Below are 20176 nucleotides of genomic sequence, written 5' to 3'. Positions count from 1 at the left end.
GACGCCCCGCCGCCCGGTCACTGCGGACCGACGCGACGGGACGGGGCGCGACGAGTTGCTGCTCAGGCGTCCTGGGAGTTCGACGAGATGCCGGGGCGGCCCTCGTGGATGATCTTGCCGGGGTTCAGGTGGTGGCCCGGGTCGACGCCGTCGAACAGTTTGCGCTGGATGAACACTCCCGCGGGGGAGATGTCCTGGTCCATCCAGGGGCTGTGCTCCTCGCCGACGCCGTGGTGGTGCGACACCGTGCCGTGGTTGTCCATGAACGACTGCTGGATTACGCGCTTGGCCACGTCATACGTGGCCATCTGGTTCTCGCTGTCGTCGGCGATCGCGAAGGTGAAGTACTGGCAGGCGCCGGAATGGTACGAGTGCGACAGGTGGCAGAACACCACCCCGCGCACGCCGATCTCGTCCATCGCCTTCTGGAACCGCGCGACGGTGTTGGTGTGGATCTGCTCGGCGTATGCCCAGGGCGTCGTCGTCTCCGAGACGTCGCAGATCAGGCCGCGGTCGAGCATGAAGTCGCGGATGTAGGGGGTGTCGTACTTCTTCTGGTCGTACAGCGTGCCCGGCCCCTTGCCGACGGAGATGCCGCCGTTGGCCTTGACGATCCTGCTGACCAGCCCCTTCTCATAGCGGACGTGCGTCGGGCTGCCCTCGAAGCCGACGAAGCTCATCGCGATCTTCTCCAGGTCCCAGCCCTTGGCCTCCATGATCTTCTGGATGGCCTTGCTGGACAGCGACCCGATGCGCGACGACTTCTTGCCGTTGGCCATGATGTACTGCGTCTCGACGGCGTCGGAGACCCGCGCCATCATCGGGGCCGCGTCGGAGGCCATGATCTGCTCGCAGGCCTTGAGCCCGTCCTCGTAGGTCGCGAAGAAGTAGGACTGCAGCTCGCGGACCTCGGGGAGCCGGTGCACGTTGACCCACGCCGAGGTGATGATGCCGAGGCGGCCCTCGGAGCCGAGCACCATCTCGCGGACGCTCGGGCCGGACGACGACGACGGCAGCGGCCGCAGCGTCAGCACCTGGCCGGGCATGACCATGGTCAGGCCGCGGACGATGTCGGCGATGTCGCCGTACTTGTCGGACTGCATGCCGGATGAGCGGGTGGCGATCCAGCCGCCGAGCGTCGACCAGACGAAGGAGTCGGGGTGATGCCCCAGCGTCCAGCCCTGCGCGTTGAGCTGGTCCTCCATATCGGGGCCGAACACGCCGGCCTGGATGTGCGCGAGTCCGGAGGACTCGTCGATCTCCAGCACGCGGCTCAGCCGGCCGAGGTTCACGGAGACAACCTGGCGGGTCTCGCCGGGCTCCGCCTCCAGTGCCGCGACGATGTTGGAGCCGCCGCCGAAGGGGATCAGCACGCCGTCGGCCGCGATGACCGCGTCGACGAGCCTCTCGACTTCGGCCTGCGAGCCCGGGTACAGCACGACGTCAGGCAGGCGGCCGAGCTGACCGGCGCGCACGCGCATCAGGTCGCGCACGCCCTTGCCGAACGCGTGCACGACGCGGGTCTCGTCGTCGGTCTGGACGAACTCCTCGCCGAGGATGGCTACCAGTTCACCGCGCAGCCCCTCGCCCAGCTGCGACGCGGGCACCTCAAGGTCGTCGAAGCGCGGGCTCGGGGGGACAGCTGCCGTGATATCGACGCCGACCATCTTCTTCACGAACGGCGCGAACTTCGGCTTGTCGTGGTGGCTGTAGGACTTCCCGTCCTCGCCCCAACCCCACCACTTCTGCTGCTTGACGCCCTCGATCATCGACCCTCCTGCTTGTCGGCCTGCTCCTTGGCGTCCTCGACCAAGGTGGCGATCTCGCTCTTGCCTGCCTTCTCCAGTGCAACGGCGCGCGCGAATTCCGCCAGGGTCTTCTTACCGTAAGCGCGGGCCGTCGTGTCGTGAAGTTCCAGAACCTGGCGTCGCATCCGCTCGTTGAACTCGTGTGCGATCTCCCCCGGGTACGGGTACATCGGCCGTCCGAACACGACGTGCACCTCAGGTCGGCCCTTGGGGAGGTGCTTCTGCTTCGACGGCCAGGCGGCGTATGCGCCCACCAGGGCGACCGGCAACGCGGGGACGCCGCGCGAGATGCACAGGGAGGCGACGCCCGGGATGAACGGCCCCATCGCACCCGTGCGGGACCGGGTTCCCTCGGGGAACAGGAGGATCGGGACGCCGTCGCTGAGCAGCTGCGAGGCCATGCCTCGCTGGCCCTTGCCACCCTTGCCCCGGTCGACGGCGAACGCGTTCATGAACAGGTTCATGCCGAGCGACTTGACCCAGTTGCCGAAGAAGAAGTCCCCCGCCGCGCCCGTCGCAACGAACTTCGACAGCCTCCCCGGCATGGAGCACAGGATCAGCGGCGCGTCGAGGTGCGAGCTGTGGTTGCCGAACACGGCGAACGCACCCTCGAGCCCGTCGAGGTTGTTCGCGCCGTGCACATGGATCTTCAGCAGCTTGACGAGGGCGGGCTTCAGCAGCAGCAGCTGCGCGGTCTGACGCGTGGTCGCCTGCAGCTTCGACTGGTACCGGGTGCTGGACTGGCTGTCCTCGGCCAACTCAGTGCTTCTTCCTCGATGCGGTCAGCATCCGGGAGACCTGCCGGGTGATGGCCTTGGGGCCATGATCGCCGACGAACACGGACAGTCGCCACTTCCAGTCCGGGATGGACTCGATCTTGTTTCGCTCGGCGTCGGCGAGCGCCCGGTGGACGAGCTTCTTCGGGTCGATCCACACCACGCCGGGGAGCCTGGAGGAGTTGATTCCGGCCCGGGCGTGGAACTCGGTCTTGACCCAGCCGGGCAGCAGCCCTGTGACGTGCACCCCGGTGCCCTCGAGCTCCAGCGCCAGCGCCGTCGAGTACGTCCGTGCCCACGCCTTGATCGCCGAGTAGTTGCCCGTGTAGATGATCGACGACGATGAGGCGACGTTGATGATGTGGCCGTGACCGCGGCCCCGCATGGCCCGGCCGGCCGCGCCGCCGAGGATGAACACAGCGAGGCACATGACGTCGAATGCCTTGGCCTGCAGGTCGATCTCGTCTCGATCCAGCACGGTGGAATGGAGGCCGAAGCCTGCATTGTTGATGAGCCACTCGACGGGCCGGGAGGGGTCTTCCAGTCGGTCGGCGACCTTCATCACGTCCGAGCGGACCGAGAGGTCGGCGGGCAGCGTCTCCACGTGCACTCCATACTTCTCGCCGAGCTCGGCGGCGACGGCGTGCAGGCGCGCCTCGTCGCGGGCGACCAGGACGAGGTCGTTGCCCCGCTCGGCCAGCTCGCGCGCGAACTCCAGACCGATGCCCGACGTGCCACCCGTGATCAGCGCAGAAACCATAGGGACTACGGTACGCCACCGTCGACAACGAAGAGCAGCCGAGTGGTGCGCCGACCCGACAGCTGTTGGTGAGCCCACAAGCTCACGAGCCGGATGTTGTGGGGATCGGCCAATGGCCGGATCAGCAGCTGGAGATTCCCCACAATGCGGGCCGGGAACGCAGTCACGCAAGCGGACTCGCCGTCGGCCACCGCTCGCCGTCGGCCACCGCTCGCCGTCGGCCACCGCGCCCGAAAATCGTTCAGTGGCCGATTCTCCCTGGTCTGCCCCCGAGAACCGTTCACTACCCCGTCGCCCCTCCCCTCAAAGGACCCCGCCGCGTCCGAATTTCGGGCACTGCCCGCTTCTCCCCGGTCCGACGACGAGAAGCGCACACGGCCTTGAGTCGGATCTCGCCCAGTCCGACGAGGGTGGCTACCCAGTGGGCGATTCTCGGCACTGGACCGGGGAGAATCGACCACTGAACGGTTTTCGTCGACGAGCCGGGTCAAAGCAGCGCCGACCCGTACAAAAGGTGACCCGAGCCGCAGCGCCCGCGCAATAGCGGCTCCGGACAGCGAAGAGGGAATAGCGGCTCCGGACAGCAAAGGAGGGCGCCCCCCGGCGGGGCGCCCTCCTCAGTTGTGTCGCGTCAGCGGCCGATGACGCTCAGGGTCTCCTGGGCCATCGCCAGCTCCTCATTGGTCGGCACGACCAGGGTGCGGACCGTGGCGTCGGCGGCCGAGATATCGCGCGGCTGCTTCGACCGGGCCCGGTTGGCGTCGTCGTCGAGCTTCAGGCCGAAGTGGCTGAGGCGGTCGATCACGGCCTTGCGGACAGGGTCTGCGTTCTCCCCGACGCCTGCGGTGAACACCACCGCGTCGAGGCCGCCGAGCAGCGCGTAGTACGAGCCGATGTAGCTCACGAGCCGGTGGACGTAGACGTCCAGCGCGAGTCGCGAGGCCTGGTCGCCGTTCTCCACGGCGGCCTTCACGTCCCGCATGTCGGTGTAGCCGCACAGGCCGGCCATGCCGGAGCGCTTGTTCAGCAGGTCGTCGACCTCGGCGATGGTCATACCGGCCGAGTTCACCAGGAACGCATGCAGGCCGGGGTCGACGTCGCCGGAGCGGGTACCCATCACGAGGCCCTGCAGCGGGGTCAGGCCCATGGAGGTGTCGATCGCGACGCCGCCGTCGACCGCCGAGATCGAGGCGCCGTTGCCGAGGTGACAGACGATCAGCTTCGTCTCCTCGATGGGGCGGCCAAGGCACTTCGCGGCCTGCTTGGACACGTAGCTGTGCGAGGTGCCGTGGAAGCCGTACTTGCGGATGCTGTAGCGGTCCGTGACCTCCCTGTCGACGGCGTAGGTGTACGCCTCCGCGGGGAGAGTGGAGAAGAATGCCGTGTCGAACACGCCGACGTGCGGCACGTCCGGCAGCACCTCCTGCGCGGCGCGGATGCCCGCGATGCCGGGCGGGTTGTGCAGCGGTGCGAGGCCGGACAGCTCGACGAGCTTCTCGATGACCTCCTCGGTGATGAGCGTGGACTCTACGAATGTCGAGCCGCCATGCACCGTGCGGTGACCGACGGCGACAACGTCGTCGAGGCTCGGTCCGTGGTCGCGGAACATCTGCACGACTGCTGCGACGGCCTCGACATGGTTCGCGAAGTGCGTCTCCTCGTGGTACTCGTTCTCGCCCACCTCGTGGTCGATGGTCGACGTCTCGAGTCCGATGCGCTGGACGATGCCCACGGCGCGGGGGCCGGGCTCGGCGGGGTCGAGCAACTGGTACTTGATGGACGACGATCCACAGTTGAGAAGGAGGATCGGCTGAGCCATGGACTTGTTCCTGTTCGGTCGGGAGGTGGTGGTGTGCGCCCGCCGGGAGGCGTGCACATGCGCGTCGGGTGAGGTCACAGAGCCTGGGCCTGGATCGCGGTGATCGTGATCGTGGAGACGATGTCGTCCACGAGCGCGCCGCGCGAGAGGTCGTTGACAGGCTTGCGCAGCCCCTGCAGCATCGGCCCGACGGCGACGGCGCCGGAGGTTCGCTGCACCGCCTTGTAGGTGTTGTTGCCGGTGTTGAGATCCGGGAAGATGAACACCGTGGCGCGGCCGGCGACCTCGGATCCGGGCATCTTCTTCCGCGCGACGACCTCGTCGACCGCTGCGTCGAACTGAATCGGGCCCTCGACCTTGATCTGCGGGGCGCGCTCGCGCACCAGGCGCGTGGCCTCGCGGACCTTGTCGACGTCGGCGCCGAAGCCCGAGTCGCCGGTCGAGTAGGACAGCATCGCGACGCGGGGCTCGATGCCGAAGCTCTCGGCGGTCTTGGCCGAGGAGATGGCGATGTCTGCCAGCTGCTCCGCCGTCGGGTCCGGGTTGACGGCACAGTCGGCGTACACCAGAACGCGGTTGCTCATGCACATCAGGAACGAGCCGGACACGACGCTCACGCCGGGGGCGGTCTTGATGAACTCGAGGCTGGGGCGGATGGTGTTGGCCGTGGTGTTCACGGCGCCGGAGACCATGCCGTCGGCCATGCCGAGGTGGACCATCATGGTCCCGAAGTAAGAGAGATCCTTCAGCTTCTCAAGCGCCTGCTCGATCGTGACTCCCTTGTGGGCGCGCAGCTTGGCGTACTCGCGGGCGAATCCCTGCAGCAGCTGCGGGTCCTCGGGGCTGATGACCTTGGCCTCGCTGAGGTTCAGGCCTAGCTCGCTGGCGCGGGCGCTGATCCGAGCGGCGTCGCCGAGCAGGATGATCTCCGCGACGGACCGTTGCAGCGCGATGGCGGCGGCGGTAAGGACGCGGTCGTCGGTGGACTCAGGCAGCACGATCCGCTGGCGGTTGGAGCGCGCCTTCTGCTGGATCTGGTACTCGAACATCGTGGGCGTGCGGATCTCGGTGCGCGGAAGATCGATGGCGGCCAGCAGGGCCTCCTCGTCGACGAACTCCGAGAAGACGGCGCGGGAGACCTCGATCTTGCGGTCTGAGCCGGTCGACGTGCCGTGCACGTTCTGGAGGGTGGTCGCGGTCGTGAAGGTGTCCATGGACGTGATGGCGATGGGCAGATCGACCAGCGACTCGCCGAAGAGCTTCGAGACGGACTCGGGGATGTCGAAGCCGCCTGTCAGGATCAGCGCGGCCAGCGGTCCGTACTGGGCCGACGAGTGGGCCATGACCAGGCCGGGGAGCAGGTCGAGTCGGTCGGCGGGCACGATGACCGTCGACTCCTTCTTCAGGCGCGTCAGCAGGTTCGGCAGCGTCATGCCGCCGATGAGCGTCGAGAGGGACTCGTGGTGCAGGAAATCCTCCTGGCCGAGCCACCGCGTGGCGCCGACGGCGGTGAACTGCTCGCTCACCGAGGGCGCGGCGAGCACGTCGTTGTGCGGCCACACAGACACGACGACGTCGCGGACCTTCTTGAGTGCGACGGCGGCCTCGTCGCGCTGCGCCGGGTCGGCGTGCGTCGCGACCATGGCGATGACGGTGTTGTAGGCGCTCTCGAGGGTCTCGATCGCGGCCTCGGCAAGGCGTTGGATCTGGCCGGCGCTGCGACCGTCGACGCGGCAGACGAAGAGGATGGGGGAGTTGAGGTTGGCCGCGATCGTCGCGTTGCGGGCCAGCTCGGACGAGGCCTCCAGGCTCTCGTAGTCCGAGCCGAGGATCACGACTGCGTCGCGGGACTCTGCCAGTGCGTTGTACTTCGCCACGATGGTGTCGAGGGCCTGATCCGGGTTCGCGGCCCAGTCGGCGTAGGAGACGCCGATCGCCGACTCGAGGCTCTGAGACAGAGCCTTGTGGGAGAGGAGGGCTTCGGTCACCGGGTCGTCCTCGACCGAGGCCACCAGTGGACGGAAGACGCCCACGGACCGGACCTGGCGCGCGAACAGGTCGACGACGCCCAGCGCGATGGAGGACTTACCGACTTGCCGCTCCGATGAGGCAATGTACACACTCTTAGTCACGGAAGTACCATACCGCGTCTGAATCTGGTGACCGTCCCGTCGATCGATTGCGGGATCCGGTTTCAATGGGCAACACCGTCGGGGCGCGTCGGCGGTGGCCGGCGGGGTCGTTGCGCGGCGGGGCCCAGGCCGGTCTTGGCAGTCGGTTCGGACTGTCGTTTCTGGCTGTCGGCTGCCGTCGTGGGCTCTTCCGGTGGCTCTCCCGGTTGGTCTGCCGTGTTGGGCGGTCGGTGCGAGTTCACCGACGCCACCCTTGTGGACCGACGCCACCCTTCTCGACACATGCCACCGCCATGGTGGTGGCGTGTGTCGAGAAGGGTGGCGCCTGTTGCTGAGGGTGGCGTTTGGGGTCAGGGTGGCGACGGGGTGACAGCTGGGTAGAGGCGGCGGGTCAGTCGGCGTGGCTCGCCGCCGACAGCGATCAGCTGGTTGGCTTCACCGCGGCGGGTCAGGCGGACAGCCTCTCCGCGATCGGCAGCAGGGCGTCGAACAGCTGCGCCAGCTCGCCCGTGCGGCGCTCCGATGGGGCGACCGTCTCGCCGTCGAACTCGGTGAAGGTCGACATCGACACCTGATTGTGGAGTCGAACAGGTTGAAGCCGCCACCTGGCGCCACTGCTCCACGGCCCGCACGCCGCCGGCCGCGCCGTAGGAGACGAACGCAAGGCTTGCCGAACAGCTCTGGGCCGTGGTCAATGGCGTTCTTGAACGCACCGGGGATGCCGTGGTTGTACTCGGCGGTGATGAACACACGTAGCCGTCGCACGCGTCGAGCTCGTCGGAGAACCGCTGCACCCGCTCGTCGGCATACTTCTTGCCCATCTTCGCGGGCAGCGCCGCGTCGCTGAAGACGGGAAGGTCGAAGGCGATCAGGTCGATCAGCCTGTACTCGGCGTCCGCGCGGTCGGCCGTGACGCCGAGCACCCAGTCGGCCACCGAGCTGCCCTGCGGTGGTCACTCACGGAACCCAGCTACGATGCCGATCTTCACGAGGCAGCCTTTGGATGACGGCCCCCGGAGTAGCTCTGTCCGTTTCTCGTGCCTGGCGCCTTCACCCCGTCCCGCCGTCACCCGCCACCCCGCCGTCCCGTCGCTGCCTGATAGGGCTTCGACGCCCTCGCCGTTCCCCCGAAAATCGACCAGTGGTCGCTTCTGCTCGAATGACCGGGGAGAAGCGACCAGTGGTCGATTTTCGCGGTGGCGGCAGCGGAAGGCAGTGGGCGATTCTGGTGATCGGACCGGGGAGAACCGGGCACTGGTCGATTTTCGGGGACGGGCCGGGGGCAGGCGGCCACAGGCTCGACGACCCGGTTCCTTGAGCTCGTCGAAGGGCGCCGAGCGGAGCGAGGCGGTTTGTCCGTGTGGAGCCTCGGGGCCGGGTGAGACCCTTCGCTTCGCTCAGGGCGTTTCGACAGGCTCAACGAGCCGGGTTGGGAAGGCGCTTCGACAGGCCGGTGATGAGTTCGTCGAAGTGCTCAACGGCCCGGGTTGAAAGGCGCTTCTACAGGCCTGTGCTGAGCTCGTCGAAGTGCTCAACGAGCCGGGCAGCTCAGTCGCCGGGTCGCGTGTAGCCGGCGTCCTTCAGATCCTCGGCCAGGTGGTTGACGATCAGGTCCTGCTCGTCGACGAGACCCGAGCGGCTGGCGCTCCGGGCCACCAGGTTGGCCGAGACCGGCGCGGTCATCAGCTGCAGCACGATGATCAGCACGCACAGACCCGCCGCCCACCAGGTGCGCAGGCTCAGCGCGATGCCCAGCGTCACGGCGATCAGGCCCAGCACCTGCGGCTTTGTGATCGCGTGCATGTCGCACAACACGTCGGGGAAACGGACCAGGCCGATGGCGGCGCCGAGGCACAGCATGGCGCCGATCAGGATGAACACGGCACCGATCAGGTCGAGCAGGGCGCTCATCCTCGCACCGCCTCCTCCTTGCGCTTGGCCGTCATCTTCGAGCGCATCGCCATCCGGTCGCCCACCATCCGCGCGATCGACACCGCGCTCGTGAAGCCGAGCAGCGACAGCAGCATCAGCACCATCAGGTAGGTGGGCTGGTCGGTCCAGGCCGTCCAGAGCCCGAGGCCCGCGACGACGACGGCGACCATCAGGTCCGCCGCGACCGAGCGGTCTAGCTGCGACGGCCCCGCCGCAATGCGGTTCACGCCGATCATCGCCGCGACGAGCAGCAGCGCCGCCGCGACGGACATGATGACGTCGGTTGCCAGACTCATGATTCGTCGTCCTCCAGCTCGGGTGCCTCGTCGACGGGGAGTTTCTTCAGGCGCTCGGCCTCGGTGAGGCGCGCCAGTTCGGCCTCGAAAGCGACGATCTCGTCGCGCGAGCCGAACGCGTGCACTACCCGCGACTCGATGCGGTGCACCATCGCCTGGATGCGGGCGACGGGGTCGTCGCCGACGAGGTCGATGGCGTGCAGGTAGAGGCGACGCGGGTGCCGGACGACCTCCACCACGACGGTGCCCGGCACCAGGGAGATCACCTGGGCGACCTGCACCTGGTAGAGGTCGTGGTCGGAGGCGAGGTCGACGCGGATGATGCCGGCGTTCAGGTTCACCTTGCGCTCGAACGCCAGCTGCAGGATCCGCACCGAGGAGACCACCAGGTCCTTGAGCAGGTGCGCGGCGAGGCTGATGAACCACAGCGGCCGGAAGCGGCCGCCCCAGTTGATCGGCGGGAGGGGAAACACGACGGTGATCAGGTACGCGCACAGGACGCCGCCCACCACGATCATCGGCGTGATGCTCCCCCAGAGGATCACCCAGACGACGGCCATCATGGCGATGGACAGGGGGCGGAAGCGGAACCGTCCCCAGCCGTGCCGGGCGTCGTGCGTCTCGTCGCTCATCGCAGACCCTCCGGCAGCACTGCCCGGACCAGGGACCCGTCGCGCAGTGCCTCCGCGGCGGCGGTCGTGTACTCGTAAAGCGGGCCGGCGAACACCGTCAGCGCGAGGCCGAACAGGATCAGGCCGATGGTCGCGCCCACCTGCAGCGGAGGCATCGGGCGCGTGTCGAGGCTCGCCCAGTCGGCGTCGTCGTCGTACTCGTCGGGTCGGGTCTGCCGCTGCTCGGCGGGCGTCACGCCCCAGAACGCGCGGTTCCAGACCTTGGCCATGGCCATCAGGGTCAGCAGGCTGGTGAGCACGCTGCCCGCGACGACGGCCCAAGCCAGCGGCGTGCCGACCGCTGCGCCGGCCTCCAGCAGGCCCAGTTTCCCGATGAAGCCGCTCAGCGGCGGGATGCCGCCGAGGTTCATCGCCGGGATGAAGAACAGGAACGCCAGCAGCGGCGCGACCTTCAGCAGGCCGCCCAGCCCGTCGAGCGACGAGGTGCCGCCGCGGCGCTCGATCAGGCCGGTGACGAGGAATAGCGTCGCCTGGATGGTGATGTGGTGAGCAGTGTAGAAGATCGCGGCGGCCAGTCCGGCGGTGGTGCCGAGGGAGATGCCGAAGATCATGTAGCCGATGTGGCTGATCAGCGTGAAGGACAGCATTCGCTTGATCTCCACCTGGGCGATGGCGCCGAGGATGCCGATCACCATGGTCAGCAGCGAGGCGACCATCAGCACGGTGTTGAGCTGCCCGTTCGGGAACAGCAGGGTCTCGGTGCGGATGATCGCATAGACGCCGACCTTCGTCAGCAGGCCCGCGAACACCGCGGTGACGGGCGCGGGGGCCGTCGGATAGGAGTCGGGCAGCCAGCTCGACAGCGGGAACACGGCGGCCTTGATCGCGAATGTCACGATCAGCAGCACCTCGAGCAGCAGCTGCACCGGCTGCGTCAGCTCGGCGAGCCGCACCGACAGATGCGCCATGTTGACCGTCCCCGTCGCCGCGTAGACGGCCGACAGCGAAATGAGGAACAGCGACGAGCTGAGCAGCGACACGATGACGTACGTCGTGCCCGCCCGCACGCGGTCCGCGGTGCCGCCGAGGGTCAGCAGCACATACGACGCGAACAGCAGGATCTCGAAGCCGACGAACAGGTTGAACAGGTCGCCCGCGAGGAACGCGTTCGAGACGCCCGCCATCAGCAGCAGGAACGTGGGGTGGAAGATCGACACCGGGGTCTCGCGGCGGACCTCGTCTCGGTCCTGGCCGGTGGCGAACACGAGGACCGCGAGCGCCACGACGGAGGCGACGAGCAGCATCAGGGCGCTGAGCCGGTCGACGACCAGCGCTATGCCGAGTGGGGCGGCCCAGCCGCCGAGCCACAGCGCGAGCGGTCCGTGGGTGTTCGTGTACCACATGAACACCGCCGCGACCGCGACGATGCCGGACAGCGCGACGCCGGAGACGATGCGCTGCATGCGGGGGCGACGGGGAAGCGCGAGCGCGATGGCGGCGCCGAAGAAGGCCAGCAGGACCGGGACGGGGACGAGGTTGATCATTCGCTCACCGAGTCCTCTCCCGAGTCGGAGAAGGTGGTGTCCTCGTAGCTCTCACTGGTGACGTCGGCGTCGGCGAGCTCGCGGATGCGGGCGTCCTCGACGTCGTCGGCCACCTCGTCGTGTCCGTGCAGCTGGAAGCTGCGGTACGCCAGCGCGAGCACGAAGCCGGCGACGGCCATGGTGATGACGATGGCGGTGAGCACCATGGCCTGCGGCAGCGGATCGGACATCTCCTTGGTGCTGAGCCCGATGATGGGGTCGGAGCCGGCCTCGCCGGCCGCCACCAGGAACAGCAGGTTCACGCCGTTGCTTGTCACGAGCACCCCGAGCAGGATGCGGGTCAGCGACCGCTCGAGCATCAGGTAGACGCCGGCCGCCACCAGGACGCCCGCGGTGATCGCGAGGACGAGATTTGCGCTCATGCGCGGCTCCTGTCCCGGCCGGGGAGGGCCTTGGTGGAGTCGGGAATCGGCATCGGGGCGGTCTCCTCGCTGGCGTGCTGGTCGATGCCGGAGCCGAGCGAGCGCGCGATGTCGAGCAGCATGCCGACGACGACGAGGTAGACGCCGATGTCGAAGATGGTGGAGCTGACCAGATGCAGCTCGCCGAGCACTGGGATGGTCAGGTGCATGTCGTAGCTCTGCAGGATGACGCCGCCGAACAGGACGGGCGTGACCGCGGCGAAGAGCGCGAGGAGCAGGCCCCCGCCCAGCAGGCGGCCGGCGTCGAACGGGGCGGCCTCGTCGAGCTCGTAGCGCCCGGCCGCGAGGTAGCGGATCATCAGCGCCATGCCGGCGACCAGGCCGCCGGCGAAGCCGCCGCCCGGGTAGTTGTGGCCGGCGAACAGCAGGTACACCGACACGATGATCATCGGCCCGAACAGCACGCGGGTCACGACCTCGAAGACGACGGAGCGCACCATGGGCGACAGCGTCTGCCCGGCACGCAGCCAGACGCCGGGGGCGTTGTCGGCCTGCGGCTCGTCCTGGCGCGTCTCGAAGGCGGTGCTGGTGCGCTCGACGTCGGGGGTGCGGGTTCGCAGGAAGATCAGCGACGCGATGCCCGTCGCGGCGATGACCAGCACCGAGATCTCGCCGAAGGTGTCCCAGGCGCGGATGTCGACCAGCGCCACGTTGACGATGTTCTTGCCGTAGCCGAAGTCGTAGGCCGCCTGTTCCCACCCGTCGGACACGGGGGCCGCGACCCGGGAGCCGGCCGCGACGAGCGAGATCAGCGTGACGACGGTGCCCGTCCCGACCGCGACCAGCACCCGCCACCAACGGGTGGAGCTGAGCGGGCGGTTGGTGAAGTAGCGCGGCAGCTTGCGGACCGCGAGCACGAACACCACGAGCGTGACGGTCTCGATGAGCACCTGCGTCAGGGCCAGGTCCGGGGCGCCGCCCATCGCGAACAGCAGGGCCAGCCCGTAGCCCGTCACGCCGACGAGCAGCACCGCGCGGATGCGGCCGCGGGAGGCGGCGGCGAGGAACGCGGCGATCATCATCACGGCGGCGATGAGCATCTGCGGCCAGTCGTCGAAGCCGCGGTAGGACGGCCAGACGCGGATCCGCAGCATCGCGTAGGTGGTGAGCGCGACGAGCGTCACGAGGATGGTGCCGAGGTAGATCGACAGCGAGCCGCGCTGGAACCGCGCGGTCACCTCGACGGCGATGCGGTCGATGGCCTTCATGGAGCGGTGGTAGAAGCTCTCGGCCGTCGGGGTCTTCGGGAACGTCGACTGGATGCCGGTGATCTGCGTGCGGAACACGAACAGTGTGATGCCGGCCACGAGCACGATCGCCGACATCAGCAGCGGCACGGAGAACCCGTGCCACAGCGCGAAGCCGTGGCTCTCCTTGCCAGTGGCGACGGTCGCGGCGTAGGGCTGCAGCAGATCCGTCAGCTGGTGCCCGAGGAAGCCGAGCACGAGGCCAGCGGCGCCGAGCAGCATCGGGACGGCGCCCATTCCGAGGGCCGGCCGGTGCCAGGTCAGCACCGGGGCCCCGTCCTTCGCGGCGAAGGCGCCCCACCACCAGCGCAGCGAGTAGGCCACCGTCAACGCGGAGCCGAACATCACGGCGACGCCCAGCGCCGCGCCCGCCAGCGGCGTGACCTCATACACGTCGCCCGTGACGAGGTACACGACCGACTCGAACGCGGCCTCCTTCGTGAGGAAGCCGACCAGCGGGGGCATGCCCGCCATCGACAGCGCGGCCAGCCCGCCGAGGATCGCCAGCCACGGCACGCGGTAGCCGACGCCGTTCAGCTCGCGGAGGTCGCGCGTGCCGGCGGAATGGTCGATCACACCGACGATCATGAACAGCGTCGACTTGAACAGCGCGTGCGCGATGACGGTGCCCAGACCGGCCAGCGCGGCAGCCTCGGTGCCGATGCCCAGCAGCATCACCATGAAACCGAGCTGCGAGACGGTGCCGTAGGCGAGCAGGAGCTTGAGGTCGGTCTGGCGCAGCGCCCGCCAGCCGCCGATGATCATCGTCGCCGTGCCCAGCAGCATCACGACGGGCCGCCAGAGCCCCAGGTCCGCGAAGGCGGGGGCCAGCAGCGCGACGAGGTAGACGCCGGCCTTCACCATGGCGGCGGCGTGCAGGTAGGCCGAGATGGGCGTCGGGGCGGCCATCGCTCCCGGCAGCCAGAAGTGGAACGGGGCGAGCGCGGACTTGCTGAGCGCGCCGACGAGCATCAGCAGCGAGCCTACGGCGGCCAGGGTGCCGGCGGGCGGGTCGGCCAGGATCAGCTCGAGCGACAGCGAGCCGGAGGCCTGCCAGATGGCGACGATCCCGACCAGCATCGTGAGGCCGCCCGTCGTGGTGACGATCAGCGCGGTCTGCGCGGCGCCGCGGTTGGCGCGGCGGCTGGGGTCGTGGCCGATCAGCAGGTAGGAGAAGATCGTCGTCATCTCCCAGAAGATGAACAGCACCACGAGGTTGTCGGCCGTGACCAGGCCGAGCATCGCGCCGGCGAACATCGTCAGGATCGCGGCGGAGCGGCCGGACCTGATGCCGTCGAAGTACCAGCGGCTGTAGAGCAGCACGAGGGCGCCGATCCAGGTCACGATCATCCCGAGGACCCACTGCAGCAGGCCGATCCGGACGCTCAGCTCGACGCCGAGGGTCGGGATCCACTGGTAGTGCTCCGTGTACACCTCGCCGCCCATGATCGCGGGGGTCAGTGACGTCAGCCAGATGGCGGCGGCCAGCGGCGCGACGAGCAGCAGGTAGTAGACGCGGGAGCTGATCCTCTTGACCAGAAGGGGGGTGAGCGCGCCAAGGACCGCGTGGACGGCGATCAAGGCATACAGCACGCCAGAATCCCTTCGTCGGACGGGGTTGTGGTGGCGAGCATCACTCTACCGGCTGACCGAAACGCGACGCTGAGCGGTTCGTCCGGCCCCGGCTGGGGGCGCGATGAGCACGACACACTTGTCATCGCGATGTGATCGTTCAGATCCGACGATAACGGCGACGAGCAGGAGGATGTGCTCATCGCGACGCCCGCCCGACGGGTCGCCGATCCCCAGCCAACGGTGTCAGCCGAGCCGCGACGCCAGCCAGGCGAAGTCGGCGACGTGCTCCGGCACCCCGCCGGGCGTCTCCAGGATCGTCGTCGTCGCGGCGTCCGAGACGATGCCCGCCAGCGCGTCGTGGTCGACGAACCCGTTGCCCAGGTTCGCGTGCCGGTCGCGGCCGCTGTCGAACTCGTCGCGCGAGTCGTTGCAGTGCACGACATCGACACGGCCCGTGATGTCGCGAACCCGGCCGACGAGGCCGTCCAGCTCCAGACCACCGGCGTGCGCGTGGCACGTGTCGAGGCAGAAGCCGACCTGCCCGAGGTTCTCCGATCCGTCGAGCGCGTCCCAGAGCCGGCCGATGGAGTCCAGGTGTCGCGTCATGGCCTTGGTGCCGCCGGCGGTGTTCTCGATGAAGATCGGCACGGGCAGGTCGAGTCCGTCGACGCACTTGCGCCAGTTGGCGTAGCCGACGGCCTGGTCCTCGTCGGCCGTGACGTGGCCACCGTGCACGACGACGCCCAGTGCCCCGACTGCGGCCGCCTCCGTCACGGTCTGCTGCAGCAGCTTGCGCGACGGGATGCGGATCCGGTTGTTCGTCGACGCCACGTTGATCACATACGGCGAGTGCACGACGATGCCGACGCCCGCGGCCTCCGCGGCCGACTTCAGCGCCTCCGCGCCACCCGGGTACAGCGTCGCGGGCTTCTTCCAGCTCTGCGGGTCGCCGAGGAAGATCTGCACGGCGTCGCCGCCAATGGCGGCCGCCTCCGTCAGCGGGTCGGTGGAGTCAACGTGGGCGCCGAGTCGGATCGTCATGCCGCCGAGCCTAGAGCGTCGGCCCACCCTGGGCGAGGCGAACGTCCGACGCCGCGAGGTCGGGTCTCACGATCGCAGGGCGTCGACGGGTTCGAGACGCGAGGCGCGCAGGGCGGGGTAGATGCCCGCCAGGGTGCCAGCTGCCAGTCCGATCAGCGGCCCCAGAACGATCAGGAGCGGAGGGATCACGGCCGTCCACGTGAGGCTGGCGCACACGACGACGACGGTCACGACGCCGAGGCTGGTGCCGATCAACCCCCCGAGGACCCCGAGGATGGCGGCCTCCGCGAGGAACTGGGCGGCGATGTGCCGCGGGCGGGCGCCCATGGCCCGGCGCAGCCCGATCTCGCCGGTGCGCTCGATGACGGCGACGATCGTGGTGTTGGCAATCCCGATCATCCCGACCACGAGGCAGACCGCGCCGAGGCCGAGGAACAGCCCGCTGAGCTGGGCGTCGACGGAGGCGCGCAGGCCCTGGGGGTCCGGGGGAAGCGCGACCGAGAACCGGTCGGGAGTGGTAGCCGACATCGCGAGGGGGAGCTGCTGCCCCACGACGGGCGCAGCCCCGGGGTCAACGTCGAGGATCACCTGGGCCTCGGACTCCGGCGTGGGGTCGTTCCAGAGCAGGTGGGCGGTGCCGGTGGGGATGATGATGCCGGCGAGGAGTCCGGGCATCCGGAGTGTGTCGTCGATGATGCCGATGACGGTGAACCGTAGCCCGGCGATGAGGAGGGCCGGCCGTCGGGAGAGGTCGGTAATGCCGAGGTCGCGGGCGGCGCCGGAGCCGATTACCGCGACGCGCGCCGCGCGCCCGTCGTGCCCGCCGTCGAACGCCCGGCCCTGCGAGAAGTGGGCTCCGGCGGTGTCGAAGACCCCCGGCGAGGCGGCAATCGGCTGGATGGACCGCGTGCCTGGCGGGTTGGTGGCGCTGAGGTCGAGCAGGTTCCAGGTCAGGGCTGCGCTGTTGACGCCAGCGATCCGCTCGGCGCGGGCCTCGGCGTCGAGGGGAAACTGCAGCGTGCGGACGCTGGTGCCCACGGGGACCTGCTGCGTCACGCTGACCTGAGTGGCTTCGACGAGGCTGAACTGGCTGCTGACCTGCACCGAGGCGGAGCTGGTCAGCCCGAGGACCACGAGCAGGACCGCGACTCCGATGACCGTGCCGAGCGCGGTGAGGACGGAGCGTCCGGGGCGCTGCGTGATGCCGGCGACCGCCTCGTCGAACAGGATTCGTGGCGAGACGCGGCTGCGCTCAGGCAGCTCCATGGCTGACGATCCCGTCTCTGAGCCGCAGCTGCCGGTGGCCGATGGCGGCGATCTCCGGGTTGTGCGTGATGACAGCGACGGTGGTGCCCCGGTCGTTGAGCTCGCGGAGGAGGTCCACGATGGCCGCAGAGTTGGCCGTATCGAGGTTTCCTGTCGGCTCGTCGCACAGCAGGATCGAGGGATCGCTGGCCATGGCGCGGGCAATCGCGACGCGTTGCCTCTCGCCGCCGGACAGTAACCCGGTCCGGGTCTCTGCCCGGTGCGCAAGCCCGACGAGTTCGATGGCGGCGAGCGCGGCCTCGTGGCGTGCGCGGGTCGGCTGGTTCTGGTACATCCCGGCCAGTGTGACGTTCTCCACGACGGTGCGGCGGGCCATGAGGTGGAACGCCTGGAAGACGAAACCGATCCAGCGCCCGCGGATGGCGGTGCGGTCGGCCTCGGAGAGATCGGCCGTCTCCACGTCGTTGATGACGACGCCGCCTGAGCTGGGCCTGTCCAGCAGACCCGCGAGGTTCAGCAGGGTGGACTTGCCGGACCCGGAGGGGCCGATGATCGTGACGAGATCGCCCGCCGCGATGCTGAAGCTGCACCGTCGGAGGGCCTCGACGGGTACCGGGCCGGGGAAGGTGCGGGTGACGTCGCGGAACTCGAGGACGTTCACCCGAGGACCCCGACCACGACGAGGTCGCCTTCGGCCAGTTCGGCCCCGGACTCCGGCGTCACCGCGACCATGCCGTCGCCGACGTCGCCCACCACTACCGGAACGTCGCGGTGCTGCTGGGTGCCCTCCTCGACGCGGACTCTGCTCGACCCGTCGGCGCCGGTGACGACGGCGGCCTCCGGGACCATGAGCGTCTCATCCTTCGCGCGGGCGACGGAGACGTCGACGCGCAGCGTGGTGCCCTCGAGGTCCTTGTCGAGTGGCTTGTCAGGAAGGACCGTCACCTGGGTCTGGTCGTTGCCGTCTTCGCTCTGGAGCGCGGTGATCGAGGTGACCGTGCCGGGCGATGCGGTGCCGTCGGGAGTGATGATCGTGGCCGTGTTGCCCTTGGACATGCTCTCGGTCTGGATTGTGGCGAAGGTGGCGACCGCCGAGACCTCGCCGGTGGCCAGCAGGATGGTGCCGTCGCCCACCTCCTTGCCGGCGCTGAGTTTGATCTGATCGACGGTGGCCGGCAGGTGGCGTAGGAAGGTGACCTCGCCCAGTGGGACCTGCGGGCCGGAAGCCGCCCGCGCATCCTCGAGCGCGTCGCCGGCCTTCGTACGGTCCTCACGTGCCTGCTCGACGGCCAGTTCGGCGTCGTCGACCGAGTCCCGGTTGGGTCTGGCCTCCTTGCTCTCGTTGGCGGCCCTCACTGCGGCGTCGTGGTCGCGCTGGGCCCTCCTGAGGGTGGTCTCGGCGCTCGCGACGGCTCGCTCCGCGGCCACCAGCGCGTCGGCCGCGGCGTCCACTTCGTCTTCCCCGACGGCGATGAGTGGGTAGCCGCTGTCGGCATAGAAGCTTGTCATCGCCTGTTTCGTGGACGCACCGAAGCTCTTCTCGGATTTCGCCACAGGGTAGCCCGCCGCCCGGAGCCCCGCCTGGAGCTGCCGCACGTCCCTGCCCGTCATACCGGGTCCCATCGTGCGGTAGGCCTCGATCTTGCCCTTCATCACGAAGGTGGGTCTCCCCGCCACGTCCACGAGGGAGTCGCCGGCCTTGACGGTGTCGCCCACCTTGACCCGCACCGCGGAGACGACCGCCCTGTCGGCCTCCGATGGTGGCGCCGGCGTCACCGTCGTCAGGCCGGTGGCCTGGAGCTTCGCGTCGGCCGTCTCGGTGCTCTGCACGCGTCCGAACTCGACCGGCGCCGTGAGCGTGGTGAGCGCCGGTGCAGCCGCATCGGCTGCCACCTGCGCCGGGGACGTGACGAAGTGCCCCGCCACCAGGCCCACAGCCAGCATGACCGCGGCCGGGATCACCATGGCGAGCAACGGGTGTCGCCGGAGCCCATCCATCACTGGAGCGCCTTCTTGGCTATGGAGAGCCTCTCCTTCTGGATGTCCAGTGCGGCACGCAGGCTGGCTTCGTTGTCGGAGATCAGTTGGTTCTGGATTGCGACGTCGATGGCCATTGCGCGGCCGATGTAGTTGGTTTCCTCGGCGCAGTCCAGGTCGAGTAGTGCCATATCCTGTGATCGTTCTGGATCGTCACCGGTGAGCGAGTTGGCGGCGTCCCACCGGTGTTGGAAGTCGTAGCCGGACTTGGACATGCAGGTGGCCCAGTCTGCCTCGGCTGCCTGGAACCCTGGATCGGCGAGCAACCGGTCCCAGGCCTCGCCCAGAAGGACATCGGCCACGTCCCACTCGGATCGTGGGTGGCCGCCGCTGGACTCCTTGGACCCGATCAGTCCGCACCCGCCTTCGGGGAGGGTGTTGCCGTCCTTGTCCTGGAGTTGGCTCGGGGATCCGTCTTCGGTGGTGCCGCTCAGCACCTCGACCTCGAACGGTTGTTCGGGGTCCTCCCACTTTTCAGGGGAGTGGTATTGGCCGGGCGCCGATTCGTAGCCGTACTGCTCTACCTCATCCCGGTTGACGATCCCGTACCGCCGGTCTGCCGTGTATCGCGTGCTGATGCTGGCCATGTCCGGCTCTTGTGGATCAATCGTCACTCCATAGCGGGCTGCGCACTTGACCTGTAGCTCGGCCGTCCCCTCTCCCATCAACTTCAACTCATCGACGGTGGGCAGGTAGGCGAGAAGGGGTAGATCGATCTGAGTCGCGGATCGGATGGTCGACGCTGGCCCCGGGGTGATGGCGTTCTGACCGGCGGCGCAGCCGGCCAGCGCAACGCACATGACTGCAGCGAGTGGCAGCAGAGCCGCTC

The 20176-nt window shown here is 68.7% G+C and carries 16 protein-coding genes and 1 pseudogene; all 17 read right to left on the bottom strand.

What is annotated here, in order from left to right:
* Positions 1-62: 62 nt before the first annotated feature.
* Positions 63-1769 (bottom strand): FAD-binding oxidoreductase, encoded by a 1707-nt coding sequence (locus QH948_RS13635; RefSeq protein ID WP_281144873.1) that lies wholly within the window; start codon positions 1767-1769, stop codon positions 63-65.
* Positions 1766-2566 carry a lysophospholipid acyltransferase family protein gene (locus QH948_RS13630; RefSeq protein WP_281144872.1) on the bottom strand — a complete coding sequence of 267 codons (801 nt, stop codon included), beginning with the start codon at positions 2564-2566 and terminating at the stop codon, positions 1766-1768. The genes QH948_RS13635 and QH948_RS13630 overlap by 4 nt, the downstream gene beginning before the upstream one ends.
* A 1-nt stretch (position 2567) precedes the next feature.
* Positions 2568-3344 carry an SDR family NAD(P)-dependent oxidoreductase gene (locus QH948_RS13625; protein WP_281144871.1) on the bottom strand — a complete coding sequence of 259 codons (777 nt, stop codon included), beginning with the start codon at positions 3342-3344 and terminating at the stop codon, positions 2568-2570.
* Positions 3345-3975: 631 nt separating this feature from the next.
* A complete protein-coding gene (locus QH948_RS13620; RefSeq protein ID WP_281144870.1) occupies positions 3976-5163 on the bottom strand; it encodes an acetate/propionate family kinase in 1188 nt (395 codons plus the stop codon).
* Between the two features lie 74 nt (positions 5164-5237).
* Positions 5238-7295, bottom strand: coding sequence for a phosphate acetyltransferase (pta, locus tag QH948_RS13615; RefSeq protein WP_281144869.1), 2058 nt, complete (start codon positions 7293-7295; stop codon positions 5238-5240).
* Positions 7296-7979: 684 nt separating this feature from the next.
* Positions 7980-8045 (bottom strand): annotated as a pseudogene (locus QH948_RS14165) (NADPH-dependent FMN reductase); the annotation flags it as partial.
* A 798-nt stretch (positions 8046-8843) separates the two neighbouring features.
* Entirely contained in the window at positions 8844-9206 is a 363-nt protein-coding gene (mnhG, locus tag QH948_RS13610) for a monovalent cation/H(+) antiporter subunit G (protein WP_281144868.1), read from the bottom strand.
* Complete coding sequence (locus QH948_RS13605; RefSeq protein WP_281144867.1) at positions 9203-9523, bottom strand: monovalent cation/H+ antiporter complex subunit F; 321 nt, start codon at positions 9521-9523, stop codon at positions 9203-9205. The genes mnhG and QH948_RS13605 overlap by 4 nt, the downstream gene beginning before the upstream one ends.
* Complete coding sequence (locus QH948_RS13600; protein ID WP_281144866.1) at positions 9520-10155, bottom strand: Na+/H+ antiporter subunit E; 636 nt, start codon at positions 10153-10155, stop codon at positions 9520-9522. The genes QH948_RS13605 and QH948_RS13600 overlap by 4 nt, the downstream gene beginning before the upstream one ends.
* The gene (locus QH948_RS13595) at positions 10152-11699 is read right to left on the bottom strand and encodes a Na+/H+ antiporter subunit D (protein ID WP_281144865.1); all 1548 of its coding nucleotides are present in this window, start codon (positions 11697-11699) and stop codon (positions 10152-10154) included. Before QH948_RS13595 ends, QH948_RS13600 begins: the two co-directional genes overlap by 4 nt.
* Positions 11696-12121, bottom strand: coding sequence for a Na(+)/H(+) antiporter subunit C (locus QH948_RS13590; protein WP_219082535.1), 426 nt, complete (start codon positions 12119-12121; stop codon positions 11696-11698). Before QH948_RS13590 ends, QH948_RS13595 begins: the two co-directional genes overlap by 4 nt.
* The gene (locus QH948_RS13585) at positions 12118-15021 is read right to left on the bottom strand and encodes a Na+/H+ antiporter subunit A (RefSeq protein ID WP_281144864.1); all 2904 of its coding nucleotides are present in this window, start codon (positions 15019-15021) and stop codon (positions 12118-12120) included. The genes QH948_RS13590 and QH948_RS13585 overlap by 4 nt, the downstream gene beginning before the upstream one ends.
* Positions 15022-15246: 225 nt before the next feature.
* Positions 15247-16044: a deoxyribonuclease IV gene (locus tag QH948_RS13580; RefSeq protein WP_281144863.1), complete on the bottom strand. Its 798-nt coding sequence runs from the start codon at positions 16042-16044 to the stop codon at positions 15247-15249.
* A 66-nt stretch (positions 16045-16110) separates the two neighbouring features.
* Entirely contained in the window at positions 16111-17310 is a 1200-nt protein-coding gene (locus tag QH948_RS13575; RefSeq protein WP_281144862.1) for an ABC transporter permease, read from the bottom strand.
* A complete protein-coding gene (locus QH948_RS13570; protein WP_281144861.1) occupies positions 17297-17971 on the bottom strand; it encodes an ABC transporter ATP-binding protein in 675 nt (224 codons plus the stop codon). The genes QH948_RS13575 and QH948_RS13570 overlap by 14 nt, the downstream gene beginning before the upstream one ends.
* Complete coding sequence (locus QH948_RS13565; protein ID WP_281144860.1) at positions 17968-19308, bottom strand: RND family efflux transporter; 1341 nt, start codon at positions 19306-19308, stop codon at positions 17968-17970. The genes QH948_RS13570 and QH948_RS13565 overlap by 4 nt, the downstream gene beginning before the upstream one ends.
* Positions 19308-20147: a hypothetical protein gene (locus QH948_RS13560; protein WP_281144859.1), complete on the bottom strand. Its 840-nt coding sequence runs from the start codon at positions 20145-20147 to the stop codon at positions 19308-19310. The genes QH948_RS13565 and QH948_RS13560 overlap by 1 nt, the downstream gene beginning before the upstream one ends.
* Between the last annotated feature and the right edge of the window lie 29 nt (positions 20148-20176).

Origin of the sequence: Tessaracoccus lacteus, from assembly GCF_029917005.1 — a bacterium.
Taxonomy (GTDB): domain Bacteria; phylum Actinomycetota; class Actinomycetes; order Propionibacteriales; family Propionibacteriaceae; genus Arachnia; species Arachnia lactea.
This window is presented reverse-complemented; position numbering and strand designations above follow the sequence as displayed.

Bases quoted from the DNA above. Each gene is read 5' to 3' on its own strand.
- QH948_RS13625 (WP_281144871.1), bottom strand. From the start codon at position 3,344: ATGGTTTCTGCGCTGATCACGGGTGGCACGTCGGGCATCGGTCTGGAG.
- mnhG (WP_281144868.1), bottom strand. From the start codon at position 9,206: ATGAGCGCCCTGCTCGACCTGATCGGTGCCGTGTTCATCCTGATCGGC.
- QH948_RS13560 (WP_281144859.1), bottom strand. From the start codon at position 20,147: ATGTGCGTTGCGCTGGCCGGCTGCGCCGCCGGTCAGAACGCCATCACC.
- QH948_RS13595 (WP_281144865.1), bottom strand. From the start codon at position 11,699: ATGATCAACCTCGTCCCCGTCCCGGTCCTGCTGGCCTTCTTCGGCGCC.
- QH948_RS13635 (WP_281144873.1), bottom strand. From the start codon at position 1,769: ATGATCGAGGGCGTCAAGCAGCAGAAGTGGTGGGGTTGGGGCGAGGAC.
- QH948_RS13565 (WP_281144860.1), bottom strand. From the start codon at position 19,308: ATGGATGGGCTCCGGCGACACCCGTTGCTCGCCATGGTGATCCCGGCC.
- QH948_RS13575 (WP_281144862.1), bottom strand. From the start codon at position 17,310: ATGGAGCTGCCTGAGCGCAGCCGCGTCTCGCCACGAATCCTGTTCGAC.
- QH948_RS13600 (WP_281144866.1), bottom strand. From the start codon at position 10,155: ATGAGCGACGAGACGCACGACGCCCGGCACGGCTGGGGACGGTTCCGC.
- QH948_RS13590 (WP_219082535.1), bottom strand. From the start codon at position 12,121: ATGAGCGCAAATCTCGTCCTCGCGATCACCGCGGGCGTCCTGGTGGCG.
- QH948_RS13580 (WP_281144863.1), bottom strand. From the start codon at position 16,044: ATGACGATCCGACTCGGCGCCCACGTTGACTCCACCGACCCGCTGACG.
- QH948_RS13620 (WP_281144870.1), bottom strand. From the start codon at position 5,163: ATGGCTCAGCCGATCCTCCTTCTCAACTGTGGATCGTCGTCCATCAAG.
- QH948_RS13605 (WP_281144867.1), bottom strand. From the start codon at position 9,523: ATGAGTCTGGCAACCGACGTCATCATGTCCGTCGCGGCGGCGCTGCTG.